20 protein-coding genes are annotated in these 19,866 nt (G+C 41.5%); 9 read left to right on the top strand and 11 right to left on the bottom strand.

All coding sequences use genetic code 11. From position 1 onward, the window contains the following. Positions 1 to 169 precede the first annotated feature (169 nt). From accC to FPL27_RS08260, 5 genes are all read left to right on the top strand, one after another. Complete coding sequence (gene accC / locus FPL27_RS08280) at positions 170 to 1,672, top strand: acetyl-CoA carboxylase biotin carboxylase subunit (RefSeq protein ID WP_143960646.1); 1,503 nt, start codon at positions 170 to 172, stop codon at positions 1,670 to 1,672. Next, on the top strand, positions 1,665 to 2,990 hold the full coding sequence (locus tag FPL27_RS08275; RefSeq protein WP_143960645.1) for a DUF1015 domain-containing protein: 1,326 nt from the start codon (positions 1,665 to 1,667) through the stop codon (positions 2,988 to 2,990). The genes accC and FPL27_RS08275 overlap by 8 nt, the downstream gene beginning before the upstream one ends. Positions 2,991 to 2,993: 3 nt before the next feature. Continuing rightward, positions 2,994 to 3,569, top strand: coding sequence for a Maf family nucleotide pyrophosphatase (locus FPL27_RS08270; RefSeq protein WP_143960644.1), 576 nt, complete (start codon positions 2,994 to 2,996; stop codon positions 3,567 to 3,569). Between the two features lie 121 nt (positions 3,570 to 3,690). Further along, on the top strand, positions 3,691 to 5,025 hold the full coding sequence (locus tag FPL27_RS08265) for a hypothetical protein (protein ID WP_143960643.1): 1,335 nt from the start codon (positions 3,691 to 3,693) through the stop codon (positions 5,023 to 5,025). A gap of 122 nt (positions 5,026 to 5,147) precedes the next feature. After that, positions 5,148 to 5,612: a hypothetical protein gene (locus FPL27_RS08260; RefSeq protein WP_143960642.1), complete on the top strand. Its 465-nt coding sequence runs from the start codon at positions 5,148 to 5,150 to the stop codon at positions 5,610 to 5,612. Between the two features lie 117 nt (positions 5,613 to 5,729). Here FPL27_RS08260 and wrbA read toward each other — a convergent pair whose 3' ends face one another. From wrbA to FPL27_RS08230, 6 genes are all read right to left on the bottom strand, one after another. Beyond that, on the bottom strand, positions 5,730 to 6,347 hold the full coding sequence (gene wrbA / locus FPL27_RS08255) for an NAD(P)H:quinone oxidoreductase (RefSeq protein WP_143960641.1): 618 nt from the start codon (positions 6,345 to 6,347) through the stop codon (positions 5,730 to 5,732). Positions 6,348 to 6,431: 84 nt separating this feature from the next. After that, entirely contained in the window at positions 6,432 to 7,277 is an 846-nt protein-coding gene (locus FPL27_RS08250) for a DUF2490 domain-containing protein (protein WP_143960640.1), read from the bottom strand. Continuing rightward, positions 7,277 to 7,864, bottom strand: coding sequence for a hypothetical protein (locus FPL27_RS08245; protein WP_143960639.1), 588 nt, complete (start codon positions 7,862 to 7,864; stop codon positions 7,277 to 7,279). Before FPL27_RS08245 ends, FPL27_RS08250 begins: the two co-directional genes overlap by 1 nt. Before the next feature lie 65 nt (positions 7,865 to 7,929). Continuing rightward, the gene (locus FPL27_RS08240; protein ID WP_143960638.1) at positions 7,930 to 8,301 is read right to left on the bottom strand and encodes a hypothetical protein; all 372 of its coding nucleotides are present in this window, start codon (positions 8,299 to 8,301) and stop codon (positions 7,930 to 7,932) included. 45 nt (positions 8,302 to 8,346) lie between these two features. Beyond that, entirely contained in the window at positions 8,347 to 9,201 is an 855-nt protein-coding gene (locus FPL27_RS08235) for a DUF2490 domain-containing protein (RefSeq protein ID WP_143960637.1), read from the bottom strand. Between the two features lie 9 nt (positions 9,202 to 9,210). Then, a complete protein-coding gene (locus FPL27_RS08230; protein WP_143960636.1) occupies positions 9,211 to 11,205 on the bottom strand; it encodes a hypothetical protein in 1,995 nt (664 codons plus the stop codon). Positions 11,206 to 11,478: 273 nt separating this feature from the next. Here FPL27_RS08230 and FPL27_RS08220 point away from each other — a divergent pair, with 273 nt between their 5' ends. Further along, on the top strand, positions 11,479 to 11,757 hold the full coding sequence (locus FPL27_RS08220) for a hypothetical protein (RefSeq protein ID WP_143960634.1): 279 nt from the start codon (positions 11,479 to 11,481) through the stop codon (positions 11,755 to 11,757). Positions 11,758 to 12,152: 395 nt separating this feature from the next. On the opposite strand, the gene FPL27_RS08215 is transcribed toward FPL27_RS08220, so the two are convergent. The 3 genes from FPL27_RS08215 to FPL27_RS08205 form a co-directional block, all read right to left on the bottom strand. Next, complete coding sequence (locus tag FPL27_RS08215; protein WP_143960633.1) at positions 12,153 to 12,809, bottom strand: DUF6266 family protein; 657 nt, start codon at positions 12,807 to 12,809, stop codon at positions 12,153 to 12,155. A gap of 401 nt (positions 12,810 to 13,210) precedes the next feature. Continuing rightward, entirely contained in the window at positions 13,211 to 14,149 is a 939-nt protein-coding gene (locus tag FPL27_RS08210; protein WP_185974329.1) for an AI-2E family transporter, read from the bottom strand. A 284-nt stretch (positions 14,150 to 14,433) separates the two neighbouring features. Further along, positions 14,434 to 15,495: a CNNM domain-containing protein gene (locus tag FPL27_RS08205; RefSeq protein ID WP_143960631.1), complete on the bottom strand. Its 1,062-nt coding sequence runs from the start codon at positions 15,493 to 15,495 to the stop codon at positions 14,434 to 14,436. Positions 15,496 to 15,747: 252 nt separating this feature from the next. Here FPL27_RS08205 and FPL27_RS08200 point away from each other — a divergent pair, with 252 nt between their 5' ends. The 3 genes from FPL27_RS08200 to FPL27_RS08190 all read left to right on the top strand — a co-directional run bounded on the left by FPL27_RS08200 (position 15,748) and on the right by FPL27_RS08190 (position 17,803). Further along, complete coding sequence (locus FPL27_RS08200; protein ID WP_143960630.1) at positions 15,748 to 16,707, top strand: calcium/sodium antiporter; 960 nt, start codon at positions 15,748 to 15,750, stop codon at positions 16,705 to 16,707. A 77-nt stretch (positions 16,708 to 16,784) separates the two neighbouring features. After that, positions 16,785 to 17,159 carry a hypothetical protein gene (locus FPL27_RS08195; RefSeq protein WP_143960629.1) on the top strand — a complete coding sequence of 125 codons (375 nt, stop codon included), beginning with the start codon at positions 16,785 to 16,787 and terminating at the stop codon, positions 17,157 to 17,159. A 104-nt stretch (positions 17,160 to 17,263) separates the two neighbouring features. Continuing rightward, complete coding sequence (locus tag FPL27_RS08190; protein ID WP_143960628.1) at positions 17,264 to 17,803, top strand: hypothetical protein; 540 nt, start codon at positions 17,264 to 17,266, stop codon at positions 17,801 to 17,803. Between the two features lie 124 nt (positions 17,804 to 17,927). Here FPL27_RS08190 and FPL27_RS08185 read toward each other — a convergent pair whose 3' ends face one another. Both FPL27_RS08185 and FPL27_RS08180 read right to left on the bottom strand, forming a co-directional pair. After that, entirely contained in the window at positions 17,928 to 19,307 is a 1,380-nt protein-coding gene (locus tag FPL27_RS08185) for an alpha-amylase family glycosyl hydrolase (RefSeq protein ID WP_143960627.1), read from the bottom strand. A gap of 131 nt (positions 19,308 to 19,438) precedes the next feature. Then, positions 19,439 to 19,846, bottom strand: a complete 408-nt coding sequence (locus tag FPL27_RS08180; protein WP_143960626.1) for a DUF983 domain-containing protein — start codon at positions 19,844 to 19,846, stop codon at positions 19,439 to 19,441. Between the last annotated feature and the right edge of the window lie 20 nt (positions 19,847 to 19,866).

Raw genomic sequence — 19,866 nt, 5'->3', positions numbered from 1 at the left:
TAAAAGGTTTAGGTAATAACTCCTTGTCGACCCAATATAGTCCACAAACGCTCAAAACTACTACATTTTGACTGTTACAACAAAAAAAAGCCTACAAATCAAATATTCTTTCTAAAGCTCATAATTATTTGCTTAATTCGTACGATTCTTAGTTTAAGCATACCTATACATGAGCAAAATCAGTAAAATTTTAGTAGCCAACAGAGGAGAAATAAGTTTAAGGGTGATGAGGACTGCCCGTGAGATGGGCATCAAGACGGTGGCCGTCTATAGCGAGGCTGACCGTAATGCCCTGCACGTCAGATATGCTGATGAAGCTGTCTGCCTGGGCCCTGCCCCATCTGCACAATCCTACCTGCTTGGCGACAAGATTATTGAAGTGTGCAAGGAGCTAAACGTGGACGCCATCCATCCCGGCTATGGCTTTCTATCCGAAAACGCTGAATTTGCCAAAAAGGTAACCGCAGCCGGACTTATTTTTATCGGTCCTTCTCCGGAAGCTATCCAGGTGATGGGAAGTAAACTTGCCGCAAAGCAGGCTGTCAGCAAATATGACATCCCTATGGTGCCAGGCACCGAAGAGGCAATCGACGATATCCCTGAGGCGAAAAAGACAGCAGCAGAGATTGGATACCCTATCCTGATTAAAGCCAGTGCAGGCGGAGGCGGTAAAGGTATGCGTGTGGTCGAAAACGAGGAAGAATTTGAAGAGCAGATGCAACGTGCCATTTCCGAGGCGGTATCTGCTTTTGGTGATGGAGCCGTATTTATAGAGAAATTTATCACTTCTCCACGACACATTGAAATCCAAGTGTTGGGAGACCAGCATGGCAATATCGTACACCTTTTCGAAAGAGAGTGTTCCGTACAGCGTCGTCACCAAAAAGTGATCGAGGAAGCCCCATCTGCAGTGGTCAACGAAGAAAAGCGCCAAGCCATGGGAGAGGCTGCCGTAGCTGTCGCAAGAGCTTGTAACTATTATGGTGCAGGAACCGTGGAATTTATCGTGGATGAAAACCTCGACTTTTACTTCCTGGAGATGAACACCCGACTGCAGGTGGAACATCCTGTCACCGAACTTATCACCGGGATTGACCTCGTGAAAGAACAAATCCTAATCGCTGAAGGCCAGCCAATTTCCTTCCAACAGGATGACCTCAAAATCAACGGCCATTCCGTAGAAGTGAGGGTTTATGCAGAAGATCCTAAAAACAATTTCCTTCCTGATATCGGAAAGCTGGTGACTTATCAGAGACCTCAAGGCCCTGGTATCCGCGTGGATGATGGTTTTGAACAAGGCATGGACATCCCGATTTATTATGATCCCATGATTGCCAAACTTGTCACTCATGGGGAGACTCGTGAAAAGGCAATCGGCAGAATGGTCAGAGCCATAGATGAATATCAAATCACCGGAATTGAAACCACTTTGCCTTTCTGCAAGTTTGTGTTGGAACACGATGCATTTGTCAGCGGTGATTTCGATACCAAATTTGTAGAAAAGCATTTCTCTCCTGAAAAACTGGAAGAAGCTTTTACTCCTGAAGAACAGAACCTCTTAGCAGCGGCAGGTGTATTTTTATTGGAACAACAGAAACCCAAACACCAAAAAGTGGAGAGTGGCACAGCAAGTGTAAACTCCAATTGGAAAAACAGACTCAAAAATGGCTGAAATCCTACCTATTAAAGCTTGGCGATACAGTACCGGACTCAACTCCCAAATAGAGGAGCTGTCTTCACCGCTATTTGATGTCGTATCGCCCAAGCAAAGGGAAGCTTTATACAAAAACCCACACAACAGTATACACCTTTCCGTACCTAAAGGTCCTAACCCTGCTCAGCAGGCCAAATTCACCTTGGAATCATGGAAAAGTAATGGGGTGATCCAGCAAGACCGCATCCCAGGTATCTATGTATATTACCAATACTTCCGCCTCCCTGGTCAGGAGCGTGAAATGTGCCGCAAAGGCTTTATCATTAATATTAAAGCCTATGATTGGGACGAGAAAATTATACTCCGTCATGAAAACACTATTGCCAAGGCAGTAAATGACCGAATTGAACTTTTGAAGGAAACAGGTTTTCAGTCAAGCCCAACTCACGGGTTATATACTGACCCTGAACATGTACTCGAAAAGTATATGGACCAAGCCATAACAGATCCACTTTACGACATAGAGGATTATCAAGGCGTTAGAGAAAAACTAGGTGTGATACATGACGCCAGGATTATATCTGAGTTTATCCATACCCTTCGGGAAAAGAAAATCATACTAGCCGACGGTCACCATCGATATGAGGGGGCCCTCTCCTATCGCAAGGAGATGATGGCGAACAATCCTTCTCATAACGGAAATGAGGCTTACAACTATCACATGATGTACCTCACCAATGCAGAAACTAAGGATTTGAGGATATTGCCCACCCATAGGGTTTTCCAAAACCTTAACCTTTCCGAAGAAGAAATACTTTCCCGCTTGGAAAAGGACTTTATTATCAAGACTCTCAATGACCCTCAGGAAATTGAGGAGTTGATATTGCACAAGCAGTGGGCTTTTGGACTAATCTTTACCGAAGCAGCATATAAAATCAGACTGAAGCCTGAAAAGTTTGTGGAATTCACCCATGACCTTCCGGATGCTGTCAAAAACCTAGATCTTTCTATTTTGCATTTCTTCTTCATTGAAAGAATTCTGGGTATTCCAATGGAAGAACAACGATTCTCGGACCAGATCGACTACGAGCGAAATCTAAGCCGTTGCCACCTAAAGATTTCCAAAGGAGAAGCGGATTTTGCCGTGATCACCAAAGAAATATCGATGAAGGAGGTTATGAGGGTATGTGAAAGTGGTTCGGTGATGCCCCAAAAATCCACTTACTTCTATCCAAAAGCCTTGTCGGGTTTGATTTTCGGTTCCATCCTACAGGAGGACTTTGAGTTTCCCTATGAGCTATTTGAAAAAAATGTGAACACCATAAGCAGTCTTTAGGTCATGTTGATTTTGGATAAAAACATAATTCTAGCTTCCAAGTCACCGAGGAGGCAAGAGTTACTTAAAGGATTGGATATTTCATTTCAGGTAAAATCCAAAAATACCGACGAGTCCTATCCACCCGAGCTGCCCCATGAAAAAGTAGCGGAATACCTCGCCAGGAAAAAGGCCGAAGCTTTCCGCTCCGGCATGAAGGTGGATGACCTCATTATCACTTCTGACACCGTGGTAATTACCGACCAAAGGATCCTTGAAAAACCAGCCTCCCGAGAACATGCCCATCAGATGATCAAAAACCTATCAGGGCGCATCCACAGGGTTATCACTGGCGTATGTATGATGGATCAACACAAAACCATCAGCTTTGATGATGTGACCCAAGTTCATTTTGCAGAGCTCAACGATGCGGAGATCGATTATTACATCGAACGTTACCGTCCCTTCGATAAGGCAGGCGCTTATGGCATCCAAGAATGGATAGGCTACGTAGGGGTCGACAAGATCATAGGCAGCTTCTACACCGTCATGGGACTTCCAGTGCATTTGGTGTATCGGGAGTTGAAAAACTGGAGTTGAAGGGTTGAATCGGGCAATTTCCCTTTGGGAAATTGTTGCCTGGATGATGGGTTTAAAGATAAACCATCCAAACTATTTAATTCTTTTTTCATATCTTAGAGCTGCATATAAAAAGCAGATTATGAAAAAAACACTTTTATCCTTCCTAGCCTTTATCATCATTTCCCAATCTTCCTTCGCCCAGCTTGCCGCATGGGGCGTGGTCAAAGGAGAGGTCCTTCCACATCGAGTAGGTGACACTATCCCTATCTATGGACAAAAACCTGTCGGTAAAAAACACCAGTATTTTATCCAAGGAGAAAATCAGGCATTTTATTTCGTTTCACAAGACCGCGTTCAATTACTTCCTACTAACTTCAACTTCTGGGAAAATGCTTGGTTTGAGAACCGTGGCGCAGAGATAAAGAAAGATGGTTGGGATAAGGACCTACGGGATGACCTCCACCAAGAGGCCATGGAATACTTTTCCAACGCCAAAAACAACAACATGATCTTTGAAGATGATCTGCTGATGGACTACCTCTACCAGTTGACCTTCAAAATCTTTCCAGAAGACCTCATTAAACACCGGCACAGGAACCTCAGTATCATCGTGATCAAGTCAGTGACTCCAGAGTCTTTTGCCTTTGACAATGGCATGATCGTAATAACTACGGCCCAACTTGCCCAAATTAATAATGAGGAGGAACTTGTCAACTTACTTACTGAAAGAGTATCAAATGTAGTATTGGAACACAATCTGGTCAACTTCAAAAAAGCGATTAAAGCTGAAAGAAGAGCTAATATGTGGGGCAATGTGTTCACTTTTGCTTCGGCTGCGGCCATGGGCTACAGCAACTCCAAACATGGGACATACTTTGATGCCTACGATGCCTTGGACCTTGGTATTTCCGCCCAATTCATTTCTGCTGGAATACTCCAAAACATAGGAGCCAAATACTCCTTAGAACAGTTTGAGCTCGCCGCCTCTATCGCCAGAACTTACCTTTCGAGCAACTCAGACATTTACGACAACGACAGCGAGCGGTTTTTGGCCAACCTTTCTGGAGCAATAAGCTACGCTGCATGGCAGGAATATCATTTGAAGAATTATGATTATGCCTTAAATTTAGTGGATAGGCTATATATCAACCACCTTGCCACAGAGGAAGACTATCTACTCCTTTCGAAGGTCTACCGTAAAACTATCAACACTCCTGAAGCAAACGCCTTAGCACTTGGTTTCCTCGATGAGGCAAAGAACCTAGCTATAAGCCCCATGATTGAAATTGATAAGGAGGCTGGGCTTTTGTATCTAAGGGAAGATGATAAAGAAAATGCCCAAAAATCCTTCCAGGCATATAGAGACAGTCTCCTCAAACTTCAAGAACAAGGCGCCAATGTCGGCAGCGAGCTTAAATCTGTCAACCAGATCATGTTTAAGCACCGGTTGATTGACAATACTGGAATTAGTTAAAAGGTTGAATAGGCCAGTGGCCTGATTAAGGGTTTAAGTGGGTAGAGGAAAGAAGCAAAATCTACTCTCTATCAAACCTTAACAATTGAATGGGGTTAATATAGAATAACCAACTATTCGCCATGAAGTATTTACACATTATACCCCTATTTATTTTTCTAGTCAGTTTTTCCGCTTGTGAAACAGATGATGACCCAGTACCGGACCAGTTTGAGGTTACCTATGATATGGTTGAAGTAGATAGTTCCGGAGTGATGGGCACAGTGAGAATTAGTAATGACTTGCTTAGGGATATATTTATTACAGTGGAAGTGGAAGGAACCCAAGCAGGTAGATCTTACCCACTTTCAATTAATAATGCCTCAGAGCACCTGGATTGGCCTGAAGTAATTACTCTGAACCCAATAGATGGAGAAGGCCTTAGCCACACCAACGTCAATCAAATTCAAGGCATGCAAACAACTATTGAAGAATGGCTTAGTCTTGATGGCTTGGTATTGGTTCATGAAAGCCAAGACAGTCTACAAAATCATTTAAGCATCGGTTACTTGGGATCAACGGACCCGAATATACCAGGGGGGTTATAGTCGATTGTTTAAGGTTTAAAGTTTAAGGTTTAAGAAAAAAAACAGGGGCAATTGACTAAATCAAGTGTCCCTGTTTTTAAACTATAACCGTTCCGCTCTTTAGCGGAACAATAAACTTTAACCACCCATTCCTGCCTTCACCCATTGTCCTACCTGAATAGTTCTTTTAGCTTGGTGAACAACAGCTGGCTGAAGGTTATCTGTAGTAATCTCTCCGCCTGGGGTTACGGTGGCCGAGCATCCATATGGGTTACCTCCGGCTCCGAAAACAGATTCATCTGAATATCCCGGAGGAACAATGATGCAGCCCCAGTGGCACATGGTTTTGTATATGGATTGAATGGTGGATTCTTGTCCACCGTGAGGGTTTTGCGCTGAACTCATGGCTGTAACAACCTTATTGATGGTTTTGCCATTGGCCCAGATACCACCAGTTTGGTCGAGGTAGGCTTGAAACTGGCCAGCAGCATTACCATATCGAGTAGGTACACTAAAAATAATCACATCAGCCCAAACCAGGTCGTCCACGGTTGCCTTGGTTTCGTTTTGAAGTTCCTGATGCGTTTTCTTCCAGGCTTCATTAGAATCAATTGCTGCCTGTGGAGCGGTTTCTTTTACTTTTAGCAGGCGCACTTCTGCTCCTGTCTCCTGAGCACCCTGCTGGGCCCATTTGGCCATTTGATAATTAGCACCAGTGCTGGTATAATAGATTACAGCTACTTTTACTTGTGTCATAACATTGGATCATTAGGGTTAAATTCAATGTTACAACATATAATATTCATAAATGTTATGATATTAAGTAGGTTTATGGCAAACTTATAATCTCGGCTTATCTCTTCCTATCCTAAGTTTAGATAAGTAGTCAATAAATAAGTAAAACATGGGACCTCGTGACATATCTATGGTCATGCCATCACCTCTAAAATTATACTGGTGAAGGTACCCTATATCGATCCGAGCCCAATCCCAAAATCTATATCCCACGCCAAAAAAATTTCGATTTTGAGAGAACTGGTTAAGTCGTACACCTGGTCCAAACTCCAGATGAAGTTCGTGATAATTGACGGTATAAAAGACATTGTTATCATAGAAATGTTTCCCATTTAATGGGATCCGGAACCTTGTTCTATATCTAGTTCTAAAGTTCCAATCTGGTCCAATCGGTTCAACCACTCCTCGCCACCTGCTTTCAAATCTCCATCGATGGGTAATGTTTATCCACTCTTTCCCTGCTTTTTTCACGTAAGCATCTTGAGTTATTTCAAGAGTGGAACGTAACTCATATTCTGATTGGCTACCCAAATCAGTTGGTTGACCCAATCTAGCATCACTCACAAATAATCCTATGGGATTAAGGTGAACTCGTGTAAATCGGCCAAACTGTCTAGCAAAAAAAGGACGCACGCTAAACCTTAGGGGATTCTCAATTAAATTATTATTCTCAAGTCCACTCTGCCTTCTATACACCACATCGGTATACCAAAACCAAGTTTTATCCTCGGTTAGAAAGTTTGTAACGATCCATTTGGTATAAAGCATTCGCTCATCAAACATCCTTCGAGTAGGAGCTCCAGACTCAAAATCCATCTCTTGTCCATAACCCACCAGTGAAGTGAAGGAAATAAAGAGACATAATACTATTTTCTTATATATACCTCTCACTACCAAAAGTTATAATAGAGTCCTGAATTAAGCGCAAATAACATACTTATTCCTGGACTGCCTGTCAAGTCCAGTGTAGAGGAATTTGGCCCCATAAAATTTCGTTCTGAAAACCTAACCGGCAGAAAAGCCGATATTTGAGTGACAATGCCAAGTCTAGGCGTCAAAGGTACTTTGACTCCACCCTCCAAATTCAAAGCAAAACTCCTTTGAGAACTGAATTCAGGAGTGTTTGAATTATAATTCAAGCTCCCTACCCTAAATGCACCGAAGGGCCGGACTTGAGGAAAGCCAGCAGTATGAGTATAAACCATACCTACCATCAAACTTCTAATACTCATATCACCCAATCTATTCCAATTCGAATGTGGATTAGGTCTGAATTTCACTGCAGATGGTCCTGCCATATAGGAAATATCAAACCCAATCCCATTCCCAAGTTCATACTCAGCAGCCAATTGAAAATTGAAATCTTCTCTGGGAAGCACGATACCGGATGGCGTATTTACATTTCCTGCCACTCTATACCCTACCAATGATTTAACTGAGACACCTTGAGCCAAAACACCCGATTGAGGGGAAATCATTGTTATTGTTAAAGAAACAAGGATGATCGCGAAATATTTTATTTTAATTCTCAAAACTTATTGCTTTATTTTTTTACTACTCTTTCTATATAGGTAATTTCAAAAGGTACTACTTTAGCTTCTCGATTGTCCTCTATTACCGTTTCTTCAACTAGCGGGGAATATTCATTTCCGAAAAACCGAATTTCAGCCTGATCTGAAGCGAACTCTGAAGGAATGTTGCAAGTCCTCAATACTGTTAAGTTATCGGCTTCTGGAAATCGAGCTACGATGAAATATTCCATTCGCTCTTGGTCATATCTTACCAATCCATCTACTGAGCTCCAAGTGCGGACTACAACCTTCTCTGGATCATTGATACATGGATCAATGCTTTCAAACTCAAGAATGTTGCTGCAAGAATAAAGAAATGACAATCCTAATATTAGGACCATCATTTTAATCTGATTTATGAAATTCATGTCTGATTTAGTCTAATAACTTTACAATCTATCCCTTCCAATCCTAAGCTTGGAAAAGTAATCAATGAAGAAATACACCATGGGACCTCTTGACATATCAATAGTACGTCCATCTCCTCTAAAGTTGTATTGATGAAGATAGCCCACATCTACTCTGGCCCAGTCCCAAAACCGGTAACCTAATCCCACAAAATTTCTACTTTGCGCAAAGTGGTTCAAGTTCATATTTGGCCCGAACTCTATGTGAAGTTCATGATAGTTTACTGTATAGATCACGTTGTTATCATAGAAGTGCTTTCCATTGATCGGGATTCTAAATCGGGTACGTTGCCTCATCCTATAGTTCCACACAGGGCCCATGGGCTCATCCACTCCTCTCCATCTACTTTCAAACCTCCAACGGTGAGTCATGTTTATCCATTCTTTACCTGCTTTCTTGATATAGGCATCCTGCGTAATTTCTAATGTCGAGCGTAACTCATACTCTGAATCTCCTATTTGCTGAACATCATTAGGCTGGCCTTGACGTGGATCACTTATAAACAAAGCTACCGGGCTAAAATGAACCCGTGTAAACCGACCAAACTGATAAGCAATATAAGGCCTAATACTAGTTCTGAGCGGTTGCTCAATTAGGTTATTATTTTCTAATCCACTTTGCCTCCTGTGAATAATATCAAAATAGTAAAACCAGGTTTTGGCATCTGATAAATAATCAAAGAAAATGAACTTGGAATACAACACCCTCTCATCAAACATTTGCCTTGGAGGTCTATCTCCAATGGCCTCATCGTCTAATATTTGAGCTTGTAGAGGAGCATAAATAAATAATAGTATTACTGAAAGTAAATACAGCTTACTTTTGGTGGTTCGCATAGGTTTGACTTAAATATCTAGCTGTCTTTTGATTCTGTCTGGGTTACTTTCTCTTCTTAGCCTTCTTTCTATCGTACTGGTCTCTGAATCCTCCAATTTGGAGATTTCAATCAACCTGTCAAAGATCCTGTCCAATTCCCGTGTAAGTTCAGGAAGCTCTCGGTAGTCTTCTGCTGTCAAAATCGCATTCCTGTAATGAGGAATCAAGTGATCAATGGCGGCAAAGTATATATTACGCTTGATGCGAGTAGGAATATCATAACGGTCCATGTATGGATTGTAGGAAAGTTTGGTATAGGACTGATCCAAGGTCTCAAGTCGCTCTGGAAGCCTTCCAATCACTTCATACGAATCAATATAAATTTGGCTTAGCTCTACTATTTCAAGCCCTGCCTCTTGTTTTTTCTCAAAACCCTCAGCATTACTGTACCGCTGCATCTTGCTGTCCAGCTTCCTCTGATAACTTTCATATAAAGTGACTAAGGCTCTAGATAAAGGAATTTGGTTTGCATCTGGCCGGGTCATTCCTCTTGAAACATTAAATACTGCGGTCACACTATCCATATACACCAACATATCCTGCTCCAATTGCTGACTTACCATATCCCTTTCGATCTCCCTGATAGATTGTCTTACAAAAGGATCTATTTGGTCAACTATTGCTGTTTTCCCTTCTACATATTCCTTTATATTGAATATGACACCTTCACCATCAAGGGATACGCGATTATCATAAATCCTCACCCGCTCTTCTTCATCATAAGTATAGGTAATCGTATCGTACTGATAAATCCCTTCTATACCATCTGCATAATAAAATTCACGACTTTGATACTTGAATTCCTCGCTTTGTAGAAGTTTTACATTTTCCTGCAACAGCTCAAATTTATTCAAGGTGTTATCTAAATACTTATAAGTGAAAGCTAAGGAATCTGATCTTTGTCTATTAAGTGACAATGAAGTGTTGTTGACAAATTTCTGGATGTCCGAAATATATTGGGACAATGTCCGATCAACCTCTTCGAGCGCTTCCTGCTCATCTTCGGTATAAGTGTATTCAAATCTTCTGGTTACCCCTGCCTGCAGTTCTTCAACTCCAGAAAGACGAAGCCCTGCCATTTCTTTATTGGTAAACTGTCCAAGAATGGAGGACAATAGCTCATTTCCCACCTTTTGAGACACCTCTTCTTCAGAGAAATCAGGGAAACCATCGTCAAAGAGATAACCAAAATAGGTATCGCCTATGGTGAACCCTAGGTCTTCTTCTCCCCTTCTTACTTGACCAAGTTTCTGTTGAACTTCTTCAAACTCAATATCAAAAAGGGTGATGTTGTTCTTCTTATCTTCAATCTCAAGATTGATCAAAAAGCCATCGTCGTAGATTCTTGTTTCCAATACAGGTACACTGTCGAGCACATACTCATATCTCCAAGTGCCGTCGAAAAAATGATCGTTACTAAAACTGCCTTCTATTTTGATTGGATCTTCTCCGTCTTCACCTTGGAAAGCAAACCTTCCAACCATTCGCCCTTCGTTGAAATTCATCTGGATTCGGGTAAAAAATCCTGCAACTTTTCCATCTTCAATTTTCTGCTCTGACAAAGCCCAGCTTCCGTGGGCCTTCCCGTCCTGATAGTTGGCTTCCAATCTAGTCCTGAATCCGTTCAGGTCAGCCAAAATTTGAAGCCTATCTGTTACTGATCTAATGTTTATATCAAACACATTGTCAGAATAATTCCACTTGCCATTTTTAAGTCCATCCACATAACTTCCAGAAAAGTCTCGCTGCACAAACTTACCCTCTTCATCAAAAAACTGGTTTTCATAAGTAAAAGGACCGCTGATCACTCTTTCATCTTCCCCATCGGTATAATAGGTGAATTTCGCTTCCCCTTCTTCCGTTTCTCCGATCCTATAAGGCCCCTCATAATTCTGAAGGGTTTGCCCCACTGCCGAAAAGCTGCAAAACATTAATAATATGGCTACTGTATAAAATCTACTCATCTTTCAATCGAACTCAAGGTTAAACGAAATTAAAATATTTGTGCATTTTAAACTTCAAACTTAATAAATTTCATTCCGTATACCTATTTTAGAGGCTCAAAATTCAATTTCTGTTCTATTTCGCCTATTTCACTCCAATGGAACAAAAATTGTATTTGTTTATTTAATTCATTATTTACGTAAAACAATATTACTATGCGTCCTCCTTCACCCAAATCTTTCTTTATTAATTTATCATTTATAGCAATATTTTTATCGCTTACTTTTTCCTGCATGTCCAACCGAAAAGCCCTGAGCCAATGGATTGGTGCCAACCAAAATGAACTGATTGAGAAGTGGGGAGAACCTGACAGAATTGAAAAAGACGGGCTCAATTCCATATGGATTTATGAACGATTTCAAAATAAACTCCCAGGAACTACGGGTTCCAAATCAGCCAGACTTGGAGATGAAGATTCCGAATACGACAATGTGAAAGCTGTCAAATTCATCATTGGCCCCAACAGATCCATTGCCCGCTATGAATTGGTCCATGATGATGAGGCTATATAAAGAACATAAGTTGGGTTGACAACAACCAGACCGAAACAGATTACCACAATTGCGCTTACATTTTTAAAAAAGAGGCTTCCTTGGAAGTCTCTTTTTGATTCTCATCCACTAATAATCTAATGTGTTGTAATAAAATCCCTATATTCAAACACTTTTCTTTCCTAATACACAAATAAATGAGCGATTCATTCTTGTGACAATAAAAAGAAAAATTGTATCAACAGCCCCAGAGGGTCCATGAAAGATTTTTTTGGTATTATAATATTATGTGATTATTAGTTTAAACATCTCTCCTCACACCGGAACACTTGTGGCCCCAATCCTCAAATTGAGTAAAAACCACCCTAAATTCATACTCGGTTGTGCGAATTTCTCCGACTGCGCATACTCTTAACCTACACCCACCCCAAATAAACAGAATCGGACAAAACGGTTGATTTCCTGTCCCAGAGGCTAACTTGGCTAAAAGCCAAATACAGGTGTCCCTTCCAGGCATGCTGATCAGCAGAAAGTTTCCAGTGGTACCCACCTGCTGCTCTCTGGCCTCCAGCAGTCTCCCATTTCACCCGCTGCTCTTCGGGATTGTACAAAACCAAAAAGGCCTCATCCGTAGACCTTGCGCTTCCTACCCAGGAATTGTCTTCCCACTGTAACTGTAGTCCTTCAGGTGTGCGCTCCACATGAACGCCTTGAGGAGGAAGAAGAGAGCCCAAGCTAATTTTAAACAGGCAGGGGTCCAATACATACTTCTTGCCGTCATGTCTAAACACGTTCTTTTGGGTGTGAGATAAGCAGACATGAAAGGGTCTCCTTGCCCCATCAATATGCTCTTGGAAGCCAAAAGCAATAGGTTTGGTCAGGATTTTCAAAAATCTCTGTGACTGCCCCATTCTGTTGTAGGTGCTTTTCTTGGGCTCGCTCACCCGCTTTTTTTCGGCCTTGGTCATCTTTCTACGTTTCTTCCTCGCATAGATCTTATCCCCGATCCTTACCAAAACCATATCCCCGAGCACCCCGCTGAGCGCCCCTGTTGTACTGTCTACTCTTGCCATTGTTGTTGTGTGTTAAAAGTGAAACAAAATAAGGCAAAAGATATATCACAAAGAATTATAATCCAAATAAAAACCATTATTTAACATATAATAAACCTATACTAAACCAATCAAAGATTGTTCTTACACTGGTTTAACACTGGTTTAACATTGGTTTTTGACTGGTTTATATAAATCATATATATGCTATATGCACTTTACAGATGTGACGGATCTAGTAGGTTGCCCAGCCCCGAGGTGCGAATGTCTCCGACTTGGCAGGGATCAAAAATTTGTACAAGTACAAGGTACCATGTACCAAGTATGCCAAGATTCAATCGTTATTTTCAGCCATTTAAGCCTTAGGGAACCAGTTGTGTGAATGTCTCCGACTTCGCACGTATCAAACTTTTCATTTCCAACTAAACTCCATGCGACTTTCCTTTAAACTTTGGACGACTTGGCGGTCTTTTCCTTCCCTTCGTACTTCCAACCTCGTCCTTCGTACTTCCCAAATGCCTTTTCTCCGGCTCCCCAATCAGGAAACTATAGGGTCTAGTACTTTCATTGAGTCCTAATAGAATCCTCAGAACTGCCATCATAGGGATAGCCAGTATCAGCCCAGCCAATCCAAACAACATTCCTCCCAACAGAAGTGACAGGATGGCAAAGAATGGATTTAAGTGAACTTGACTTCCTACTATGTTTGGGGTGATAAAATTACCCTCCAGAAACTGTACTGCTTGAAACCAGATTATGATTCCTAAGGCATACCAATAACTATCCATCGTGGCTAAAGCAAAAAGGGCAGGGACAATGGATCCAATCGTAATTCCTATGTATGGAATCAACAATAGCACGGCTGCAAAAAAACCGAAAAACCACGCGTATTTGATTCCCATAAATAATAGTCCCACAGCGTTCAAAACTGCCACAATTCCCATTACAAGAATCAACCCCAGCAAATAACTTTGAATAACATTGTAGATTTCTTTTAGGATTTCTCTAGTTCTTTCCGGGCTATCCTCTTTATTGACGCGGATTAAAAACTCCTTGAAAAAATCACGGTAATAAAGTATGAAGAATATAAAGATGGGGACTAGAACAAAATTAGCAATTGTCCCTCCAGCTGAACCGAAGATGGCTAATAAATAAGTTCCGGCATTAGATGCTGCTTTTTGCCCCTCTTCCCGGACTCTTAAGGTTAACTCTCCCCGCTGTATGCCAAATGTTGTTTCAACCCAGGCTGTAATGGAATCATATATCTCGACAAAGTTTTTACCAAGATCATCCCCGTCCTGACCGATCACAATTACCTGGTTAACGAGTAGGGTAATCACCCCAGCAACTATCAATATCATTAACACTAGGGACACAACTGAAGCCAAGCACGGGGAAACCTCCATTTTTCAAAAAACCTACAGACTGGGAAGAGCATAACCCCGAAAATAAGGGCAAATAATAAGGGAACTACCAACCCCTTGAGGAGGTACAAGATGGCCACAACCAAAAAAATGATGATGAGGCTAGCGGCAATATTCACATTTTTGGAGGCCATAGTTATTTATGAAGATATTGGCAAAACTCAACAACCTACATGAATGTTTTTTTTCGCCAGCCCTCTTCCAACTTCTTTCTTAAAACCTCAATCCTCATTTTCTGAAGGTGGTATAATTATCCCCATTTTTGCCGCTCTGCTTTTCCACTGTGTTCTAGCCAAATCCTGCATGTCTTGTGTAGCATCACTTTCATCCTGGATTTCCAAGCCCAATAAAGTTTCCAAAATATCCTCCATGGTTACTATACCGTTCATGCCGCCATATTCATCCACCACCATGGCGATATGCTCCCTTTTCCCCAATAACAATTCCAATATATTGGGAATAGGATCAGTGTTTTGGACTACAGTTATGGGCCTCTTTAACTGCTTTAATTTAACATCAAATTCGTCATGAGCAAGTTTCTCTAAAGCATCATATTTAAGAATGTATCCCGTAATATTATCTATACTTCCATTATACACAGGTATTCTGGAGAAGGCTCTCACTTCTTTACGGGTAAAAAATTCCTTCAGCTTCAACTCTTCGTCTAGGGCCAAAGTAACTGTTCTGGGAGTCATGACATGGTTGACTTGAATTGTTCTGAATCTGACTAAGTTGTGTATGATTTTGGATTCGCTCTCAGCAAACCACCCTTCTTGGGTTGCGATATGGGTTAGGGCCGCGACCTCTTCCCTACTGGTAGTTTGGCCATTATTCCCCTTAAATATTTTGGTCAGCTTTTCTGACATAATCACGACTGGGTATAATATCCATATCATTCCATTTAACATGGTTCCAATAAAAGGAGCGAGTTGCCTCCAGTATCCCGCTCCAAGTGACTTTGGGAATATCTCTGAAAGAACTAGGATCAAAAATGTAAGAATCGCAGAAATAATCCCAAAATATTCATTGCCGAACACCTTGACCGCTTGGGCACCAACCCCCGCGGCACCTACAGTATGGGCAATGGTATTGAAACTCAATATCGCGGCCAAAGGTCTGTCAATATCCTCTTTTAGCACCTTTAGTTGATAAGCATACTTCTTTCCTGCTTGAATTTGGGTTTCAATAAAGGAGGACGAAATACTCAATAAACTCGCCTCTAAAAGGGAACATACAAACGAAATACCCAGAGCAAGAAACAGGTAAAATAACAGCAATGTCATTATCTACAATTTATCTTATAAATTTAAGTAATAATTTTAATCATTTCATCAAATCATTTCTACATCACACAATATTGAAAACATCCGATTTGCGAACGACTCCGATGTAGCTGTTTGGGGTATACCCTAACCCTCCAAACCTTCGTATTTCGTACCTCGTCCTTCGTACTTTTCCTATTAGACCTTCCAAGTTAAAATTAAACCTGAAAGGTCAATGTTCAGTTAAAACTCAAATACTTCGATGCTTTTGCTATGATCTTATTTATTCTTTCCGTTATTGGATTGATATTGCTTCTCAAAGGAGCTGAATGGTTAGTCACTGGGGCTAGTATCATCGCCTACAAACTACGCGTAACCCCCATTGTCATCGGACTTACCATTGTTGCTTTTGGCACTTCCACCCCGGAGTTTACGGTCAACATTTACGCTGCCTATATTGGCAATACGGATATAGCCATCGGCAATATCTTAGGAAGCAACATTGCCAATGTATTTCTGATACTAGGCATTTCTGCGATTATATTTCCACTTACGGCTTTGAACAACACGGTCAAGAAAGAAATCCCTTTCAGCCTGTTTGTCGCCACCCTGTTGATCATATTAGTAAGTGACCAATTATGGGACAAGACTGAGAGCCTGGGGTTGGGGATCACGGACGGTCTGGTGCTTTTAGTGTTTTTTCTGATATTCCTCATTTATACCTTTCGAATTCCTCGGAAAAAGGAGGAAAACATTCCCAATCCCAAAGCTGAATCCGCTTCCTATCCCAAGGCCATTGGGTTGGTAGTGCTTGGCTTGGCAAGTTTGATATTGGGTGGAAAATGGATTGTGGACGGTGCAGTGGAGTTTGCCATGCGACTGGGTATGAGCGAGGCCTTGGTGGGGCTAACTGTGGTGGCTGTAGGCACTTCCCTGCCCGAGCTCGCAACCTCTGCAATAGCAGCTTACAAAAAGCAGAGCGATATAGCCATCGGCAATGTGGTAGGCTCCAACATCTTCAATACGCTGCTGATTTTGGGATCCAGTGCCCTAGTCAGCCCTTTACCCTTCAGACAGGAATACTATTTCGACTTGATGACCAATTTTCTTGCCTCTCTATTGCTGTGGCTTTTCCTCATTCTGGACAAAAACCATACGCTGGGAAGGGTTAAAGGAGGGATGTTGCTGATTGTTTATGTAGGATATATTGTATTCTTGGTACTAAGTACTTAGTACTAGGTCCAGAGCAATTTTGGGTTGAGAGGTTTAATTCCCTACCCTTCTAAAACCTTTTTATCTCCTAATTACGTTTGAATCTTATCAAGACATTCGAAGTGAGAAGACATAAGCATAGCATCTCAAGAGGCCTAATGGTGGTGGCATTCTACTTTATGGTAGGACTGCCCTTTTCCTTTGCGGACCAGCAAACCCAAACTTCGGAATTCTCTTTTCAACTTCAGGATAAACTTGAATCATCGGGACATTGGGAATTTTTAACATCTCCTGTTTTTGCCGAAACTTATAGCCCTAAAGGGGAAGTAAGTATCGAGTCGGATTTTTTTAGTTCATTTGCGCTTTTCTTTTGGTACAACCAAGAGGTAAAAACCCAATTAACTACCCAAGCTACCGTTTGGGTAGCATTCACCATCAAAGAACTCATCTTTCCATTTGCCTATTTCTGGTAGGATATTTTTATCAATCCAGCCCCTCGATGGGCCATTATTTTATATTTAAACCAGACTATAATTCCTCATTAAGTTGAGGTGTATGGTCGCCTACCTACAAAACAATGATTGATATAAATATCTCAGGGCTTATAACTTCCCTGATTCTCATGGCAGTGTTTTCCGTGCCCATTATATACTATGCCATAAAAGCTGCCAAAAAGCGTAAGACCACCCGAAATCTTTTACACCATTACGCTGCTGAAAAAGGATTGAAATTGGATGAAATTGACACCTGGAGGTTCCGCTATGGTATAGGAATCGACCTTTCAGCTTCCACAATCCTTTATATGGAACGAGAAGGTGATCCAGTGATAAAAACCGTGGATTTGAACCATATAGACAGAGTGGATTTGCAGATTTCATATTTGAATTCAGGGAAAAATGGGGGAGCCAATGTAATAACCGATCTGCAATTAAGCTTTATACCCCATATACCAGGCAGCCACTCAATAAACTTAGAATTCTTCTCAACCGAAAAATTCTTCAGTCCGCAAAATGAGTATGAGCTGATTAGAAAATGGGAGGAGAGAGTTAGGGAGGTACTGAAAAGAGTACCAAGTATAAGGAACCAGGTACCAAGTATACCAGAATTCAACTACTAGTTGGTATAGAGGTTTAATTCCCGGCGCTGGTGCGCGGCGGGAGGTTTAGAAGTTTAGAGATGAGTGCAAGGGCAGGAATCCAGACCCATGCCTCATTCCTAAACTTCTACCCCTCTTGACCTCTTTACCTTTTAAACACCCGATATGAATAAGCCTCCATTTCAACTTGTTCACCCAGATCCACCGGCTCTTGAGAATAACCGTCAAGCCAAGAACTATTTGCTACCGTCCCTGGAAGTGAATAATTGACAGCATTGCTCCTAACATTTACAAGTACCAGAATCTCTTCTTCAGATGTAGATTTGGTGAAGGCCACAATATCCGAATGGGGTCCTAAAGCTTGCAATTCTCCATTTCTTATGGCAGCACTCTGTTTTCTTAAGTCGATGACCGCTTTATACTCTTCCCATATTTGCGGGTTGATAGACCAATCTATTACATAATCAGTGGGGTAGAAGAAAGGGATATTTTCAGGTGTTCCTACCTCCTGTCCATTATATAACATGGGCACTCCGCCCAAGTATGACGTGATCACAAAAGCAGCCATGGCTCCTTCCTGGCTATTAAAGATATGCTGTGGCACATCATCGTAAATGTTATCATCATGGTTGGTCGTGAAACGCAGAAAATGAGAATCAGCCGGTACATTGCTATAATCTTCCTCCTGCGCTGAAAAAAGTCTATCTACCGGATCCCCTTTTTCAAAAACCTCTTTCAAATTATGGTAAAAATTCCAGCCGAAAATCATATCAAAGTCAGCAGCAAACAACCCTTTATTGCCACCTTCCGCAAACATGATGATATCACGGTCGGGTAAATTTCTTAATTGAGCAATAGCATCAGTCCAAAAGTCAATCGGAACACCATCAGCATGATCACAACGATACCCATCTACATTCGCCTCCAGCACCCAGTATTTCATTATTTCAATCATCTCCTTTCTCATAGCCGGATTATCGAAATTCAATTCAGCTACATCCTGCCAAGTGTTGGGAAACTGAACTACTCCCGCCTCATCCTGTACATACCAGGACCTATTAGTGCTGAGCCATTCATTATCCCACGCCGTGTGGTTGGCAACAAGGTCCAAAATGACGGCCATTCCCCTTGCATGAGCCTCCGAAACCAACTCCCTCAAATCCTCCAATGTGCCATACCTAGAATTGACCTCATAAAAATCCCTCACCGCATATGGGGATCCAATGCCTTTTTCCTCCCCTATCGGATGAATAGGCATCAGCCAAATCACATTCACCCCTAAATCTGCAATCTCATCTAACCTGTTCTGGACACCTTTAAAATTCCTATCCGGACTGAACACCAAAGGGTTGACCTCATACATAATGATTTCAGACGTCTCCGGAACTTGACCTAAAGGAGTTCCATATTGCTGCGCTCCCTCCTCGACAATATCATTTTCAAAAGGGTCATCATTTACATTGCAGGCACCTGTGATCAGGAAGATTATGGAAAGCAAATAGATTTTGAGAAGGTGAAAATTCATAGGTTCTTTAGGTTCAAATAATTTGTAGTAAAAATTATCATCTCAAGTTAGGGAAACTTTCTCAGTCATCCACCAACTAATAAGTAGATGCCTTTTAAAAACACTCAAAATGAAATGGCCTCAAACACATTCTACTCTTCTTCCCTTTCAGAATTCCATACCCCTCCTAGAAAATAAAGCATTAGTACTTTGGAATACCTGAGGTTCCATGGGGTTACCAATATTGCTGGGATTAAGATTACTACATAGTAAACCCAAAGTTCGGGATCATTGAAAAGATAATAAGCGATAAAGCCAAATACAATGAAAACTGCGACACCCACAGCATAAGTAAAAAAGAGTGAAACCTGGTAGAAACCCGGTTCAGGCATGAATTTGAAACCGCAGACTTCACATTCTTCTTTAAGCTCATTGAAATTCCAAAGGTCGGTGGCAGCAGTTTTGAACATGTTACCTTTTGTACAAACAGGACATTTACACGCCACCATAGCCTGTAGCATGGACATATTCTTCTGGGGATCTATTTGGTTTCTCTTCATAACAACCTGGTTGGCACAAA

This window comes from Litoribacter populi (assembly GCF_007483685.1).
Lineage (GTDB): Bacteria > Bacteroidota > Bacteroidia > Cytophagales > Cyclobacteriaceae > Litoribacter > Litoribacter populi.
Note: the sequence above shows the minus strand (reverse complement) of the source record. Positions and strands in the feature narration are given on the sequence as shown.

Coding starts and splice junctions, on each gene's coding strand:
- accC (WP_143960646.1), top strand. CDS start 170: ATGAGCAAAATCAGTAAAATTTTAGTAGCCAACAGAGGAGAAATAAGT.
- FPL27_RS08275 (WP_143960645.1), top strand. CDS start 1,665: ATGGCTGAAATCCTACCTATTAAAGCTTGGCGATACAGTACCGGACTC.
- FPL27_RS08270 (WP_143960644.1), top strand. CDS start 2,994: ATGTTGATTTTGGATAAAAACATAATTCTAGCTTCCAAGTCACCGAGG.
- FPL27_RS08265 (WP_143960643.1), top strand. CDS start 3,691: ATGAAAAAAACACTTTTATCCTTCCTAGCCTTTATCATCATTTCCCAA.
- FPL27_RS08260 (WP_143960642.1), top strand. CDS start 5,148: ATGAAGTATTTACACATTATACCCCTATTTATTTTTCTAGTCAGTTTT.
- wrbA (WP_143960641.1), bottom strand. CDS start 6,347: ATGACACAAGTAAAAGTAGCTGTAATCTATTATACCAGCACTGGTGCT.
- FPL27_RS08245 (WP_143960639.1), bottom strand. CDS start 7,864: ATGATTTCCCCTCAATCGGGTGTTTTGGCTCAAGGTGTCTCAGTTAAA.
- FPL27_RS08240 (WP_143960638.1), bottom strand. CDS start 8,301: ATGATGGTCCTAATATTAGGATTGTCATTTCTTTATTCTTGCAGCAAC.
- FPL27_RS08235 (WP_143960637.1), bottom strand. CDS start 9,201: ATGCGAACCACCAAAAGTAAGCTGTATTTACTTTCAGTAATACTATTA.
- FPL27_RS08230 (WP_143960636.1), bottom strand. CDS start 11,205: ATGAGTAGATTTTATACAGTAGCCATATTATTAATGTTTTGCAGCTTT.
- FPL27_RS08220 (WP_143960634.1), top strand. CDS start 11,479: ATGTCCAACCGAAAAGCCCTGAGCCAATGGATTGGTGCCAACCAAAAT.
- FPL27_RS08215 (WP_143960633.1), bottom strand. CDS start 12,809: ATGGCAAGAGTAGACAGTACAACAGGGGCGCTCAGCGGGGTGCTCGGG.
- FPL27_RS08210 (WP_185974329.1), bottom strand. CDS start 14,149: ATGATATTGATAGTTGCTGGGGTGATTACCCTACTCGTTAACCAGGTA.
- FPL27_RS08205 (WP_143960631.1), bottom strand. CDS start 15,495: ATGACATTGCTGTTATTTTACCTGTTTCTTGCTCTGGGTATTTCGTTT.
- FPL27_RS08200 (WP_143960630.1), top strand. CDS start 15,748: ATGATCTTATTTATTCTTTCCGTTATTGGATTGATATTGCTTCTCAAA.
- FPL27_RS08190 (WP_143960628.1), top strand. CDS start 17,264: ATGATTGATATAAATATCTCAGGGCTTATAACTTCCCTGATTCTCATG.
- FPL27_RS08185 (WP_143960627.1), bottom strand. CDS start 19,307: ATGAATTTTCACCTTCTCAAAATCTATTTGCTTTCCATAATCTTCCTG.
- FPL27_RS08180 (WP_143960626.1), bottom strand. CDS start 19,846: ATGAAGAGAAACCAAATAGATCCCCAGAAGAATATGTCCATGCTACAG.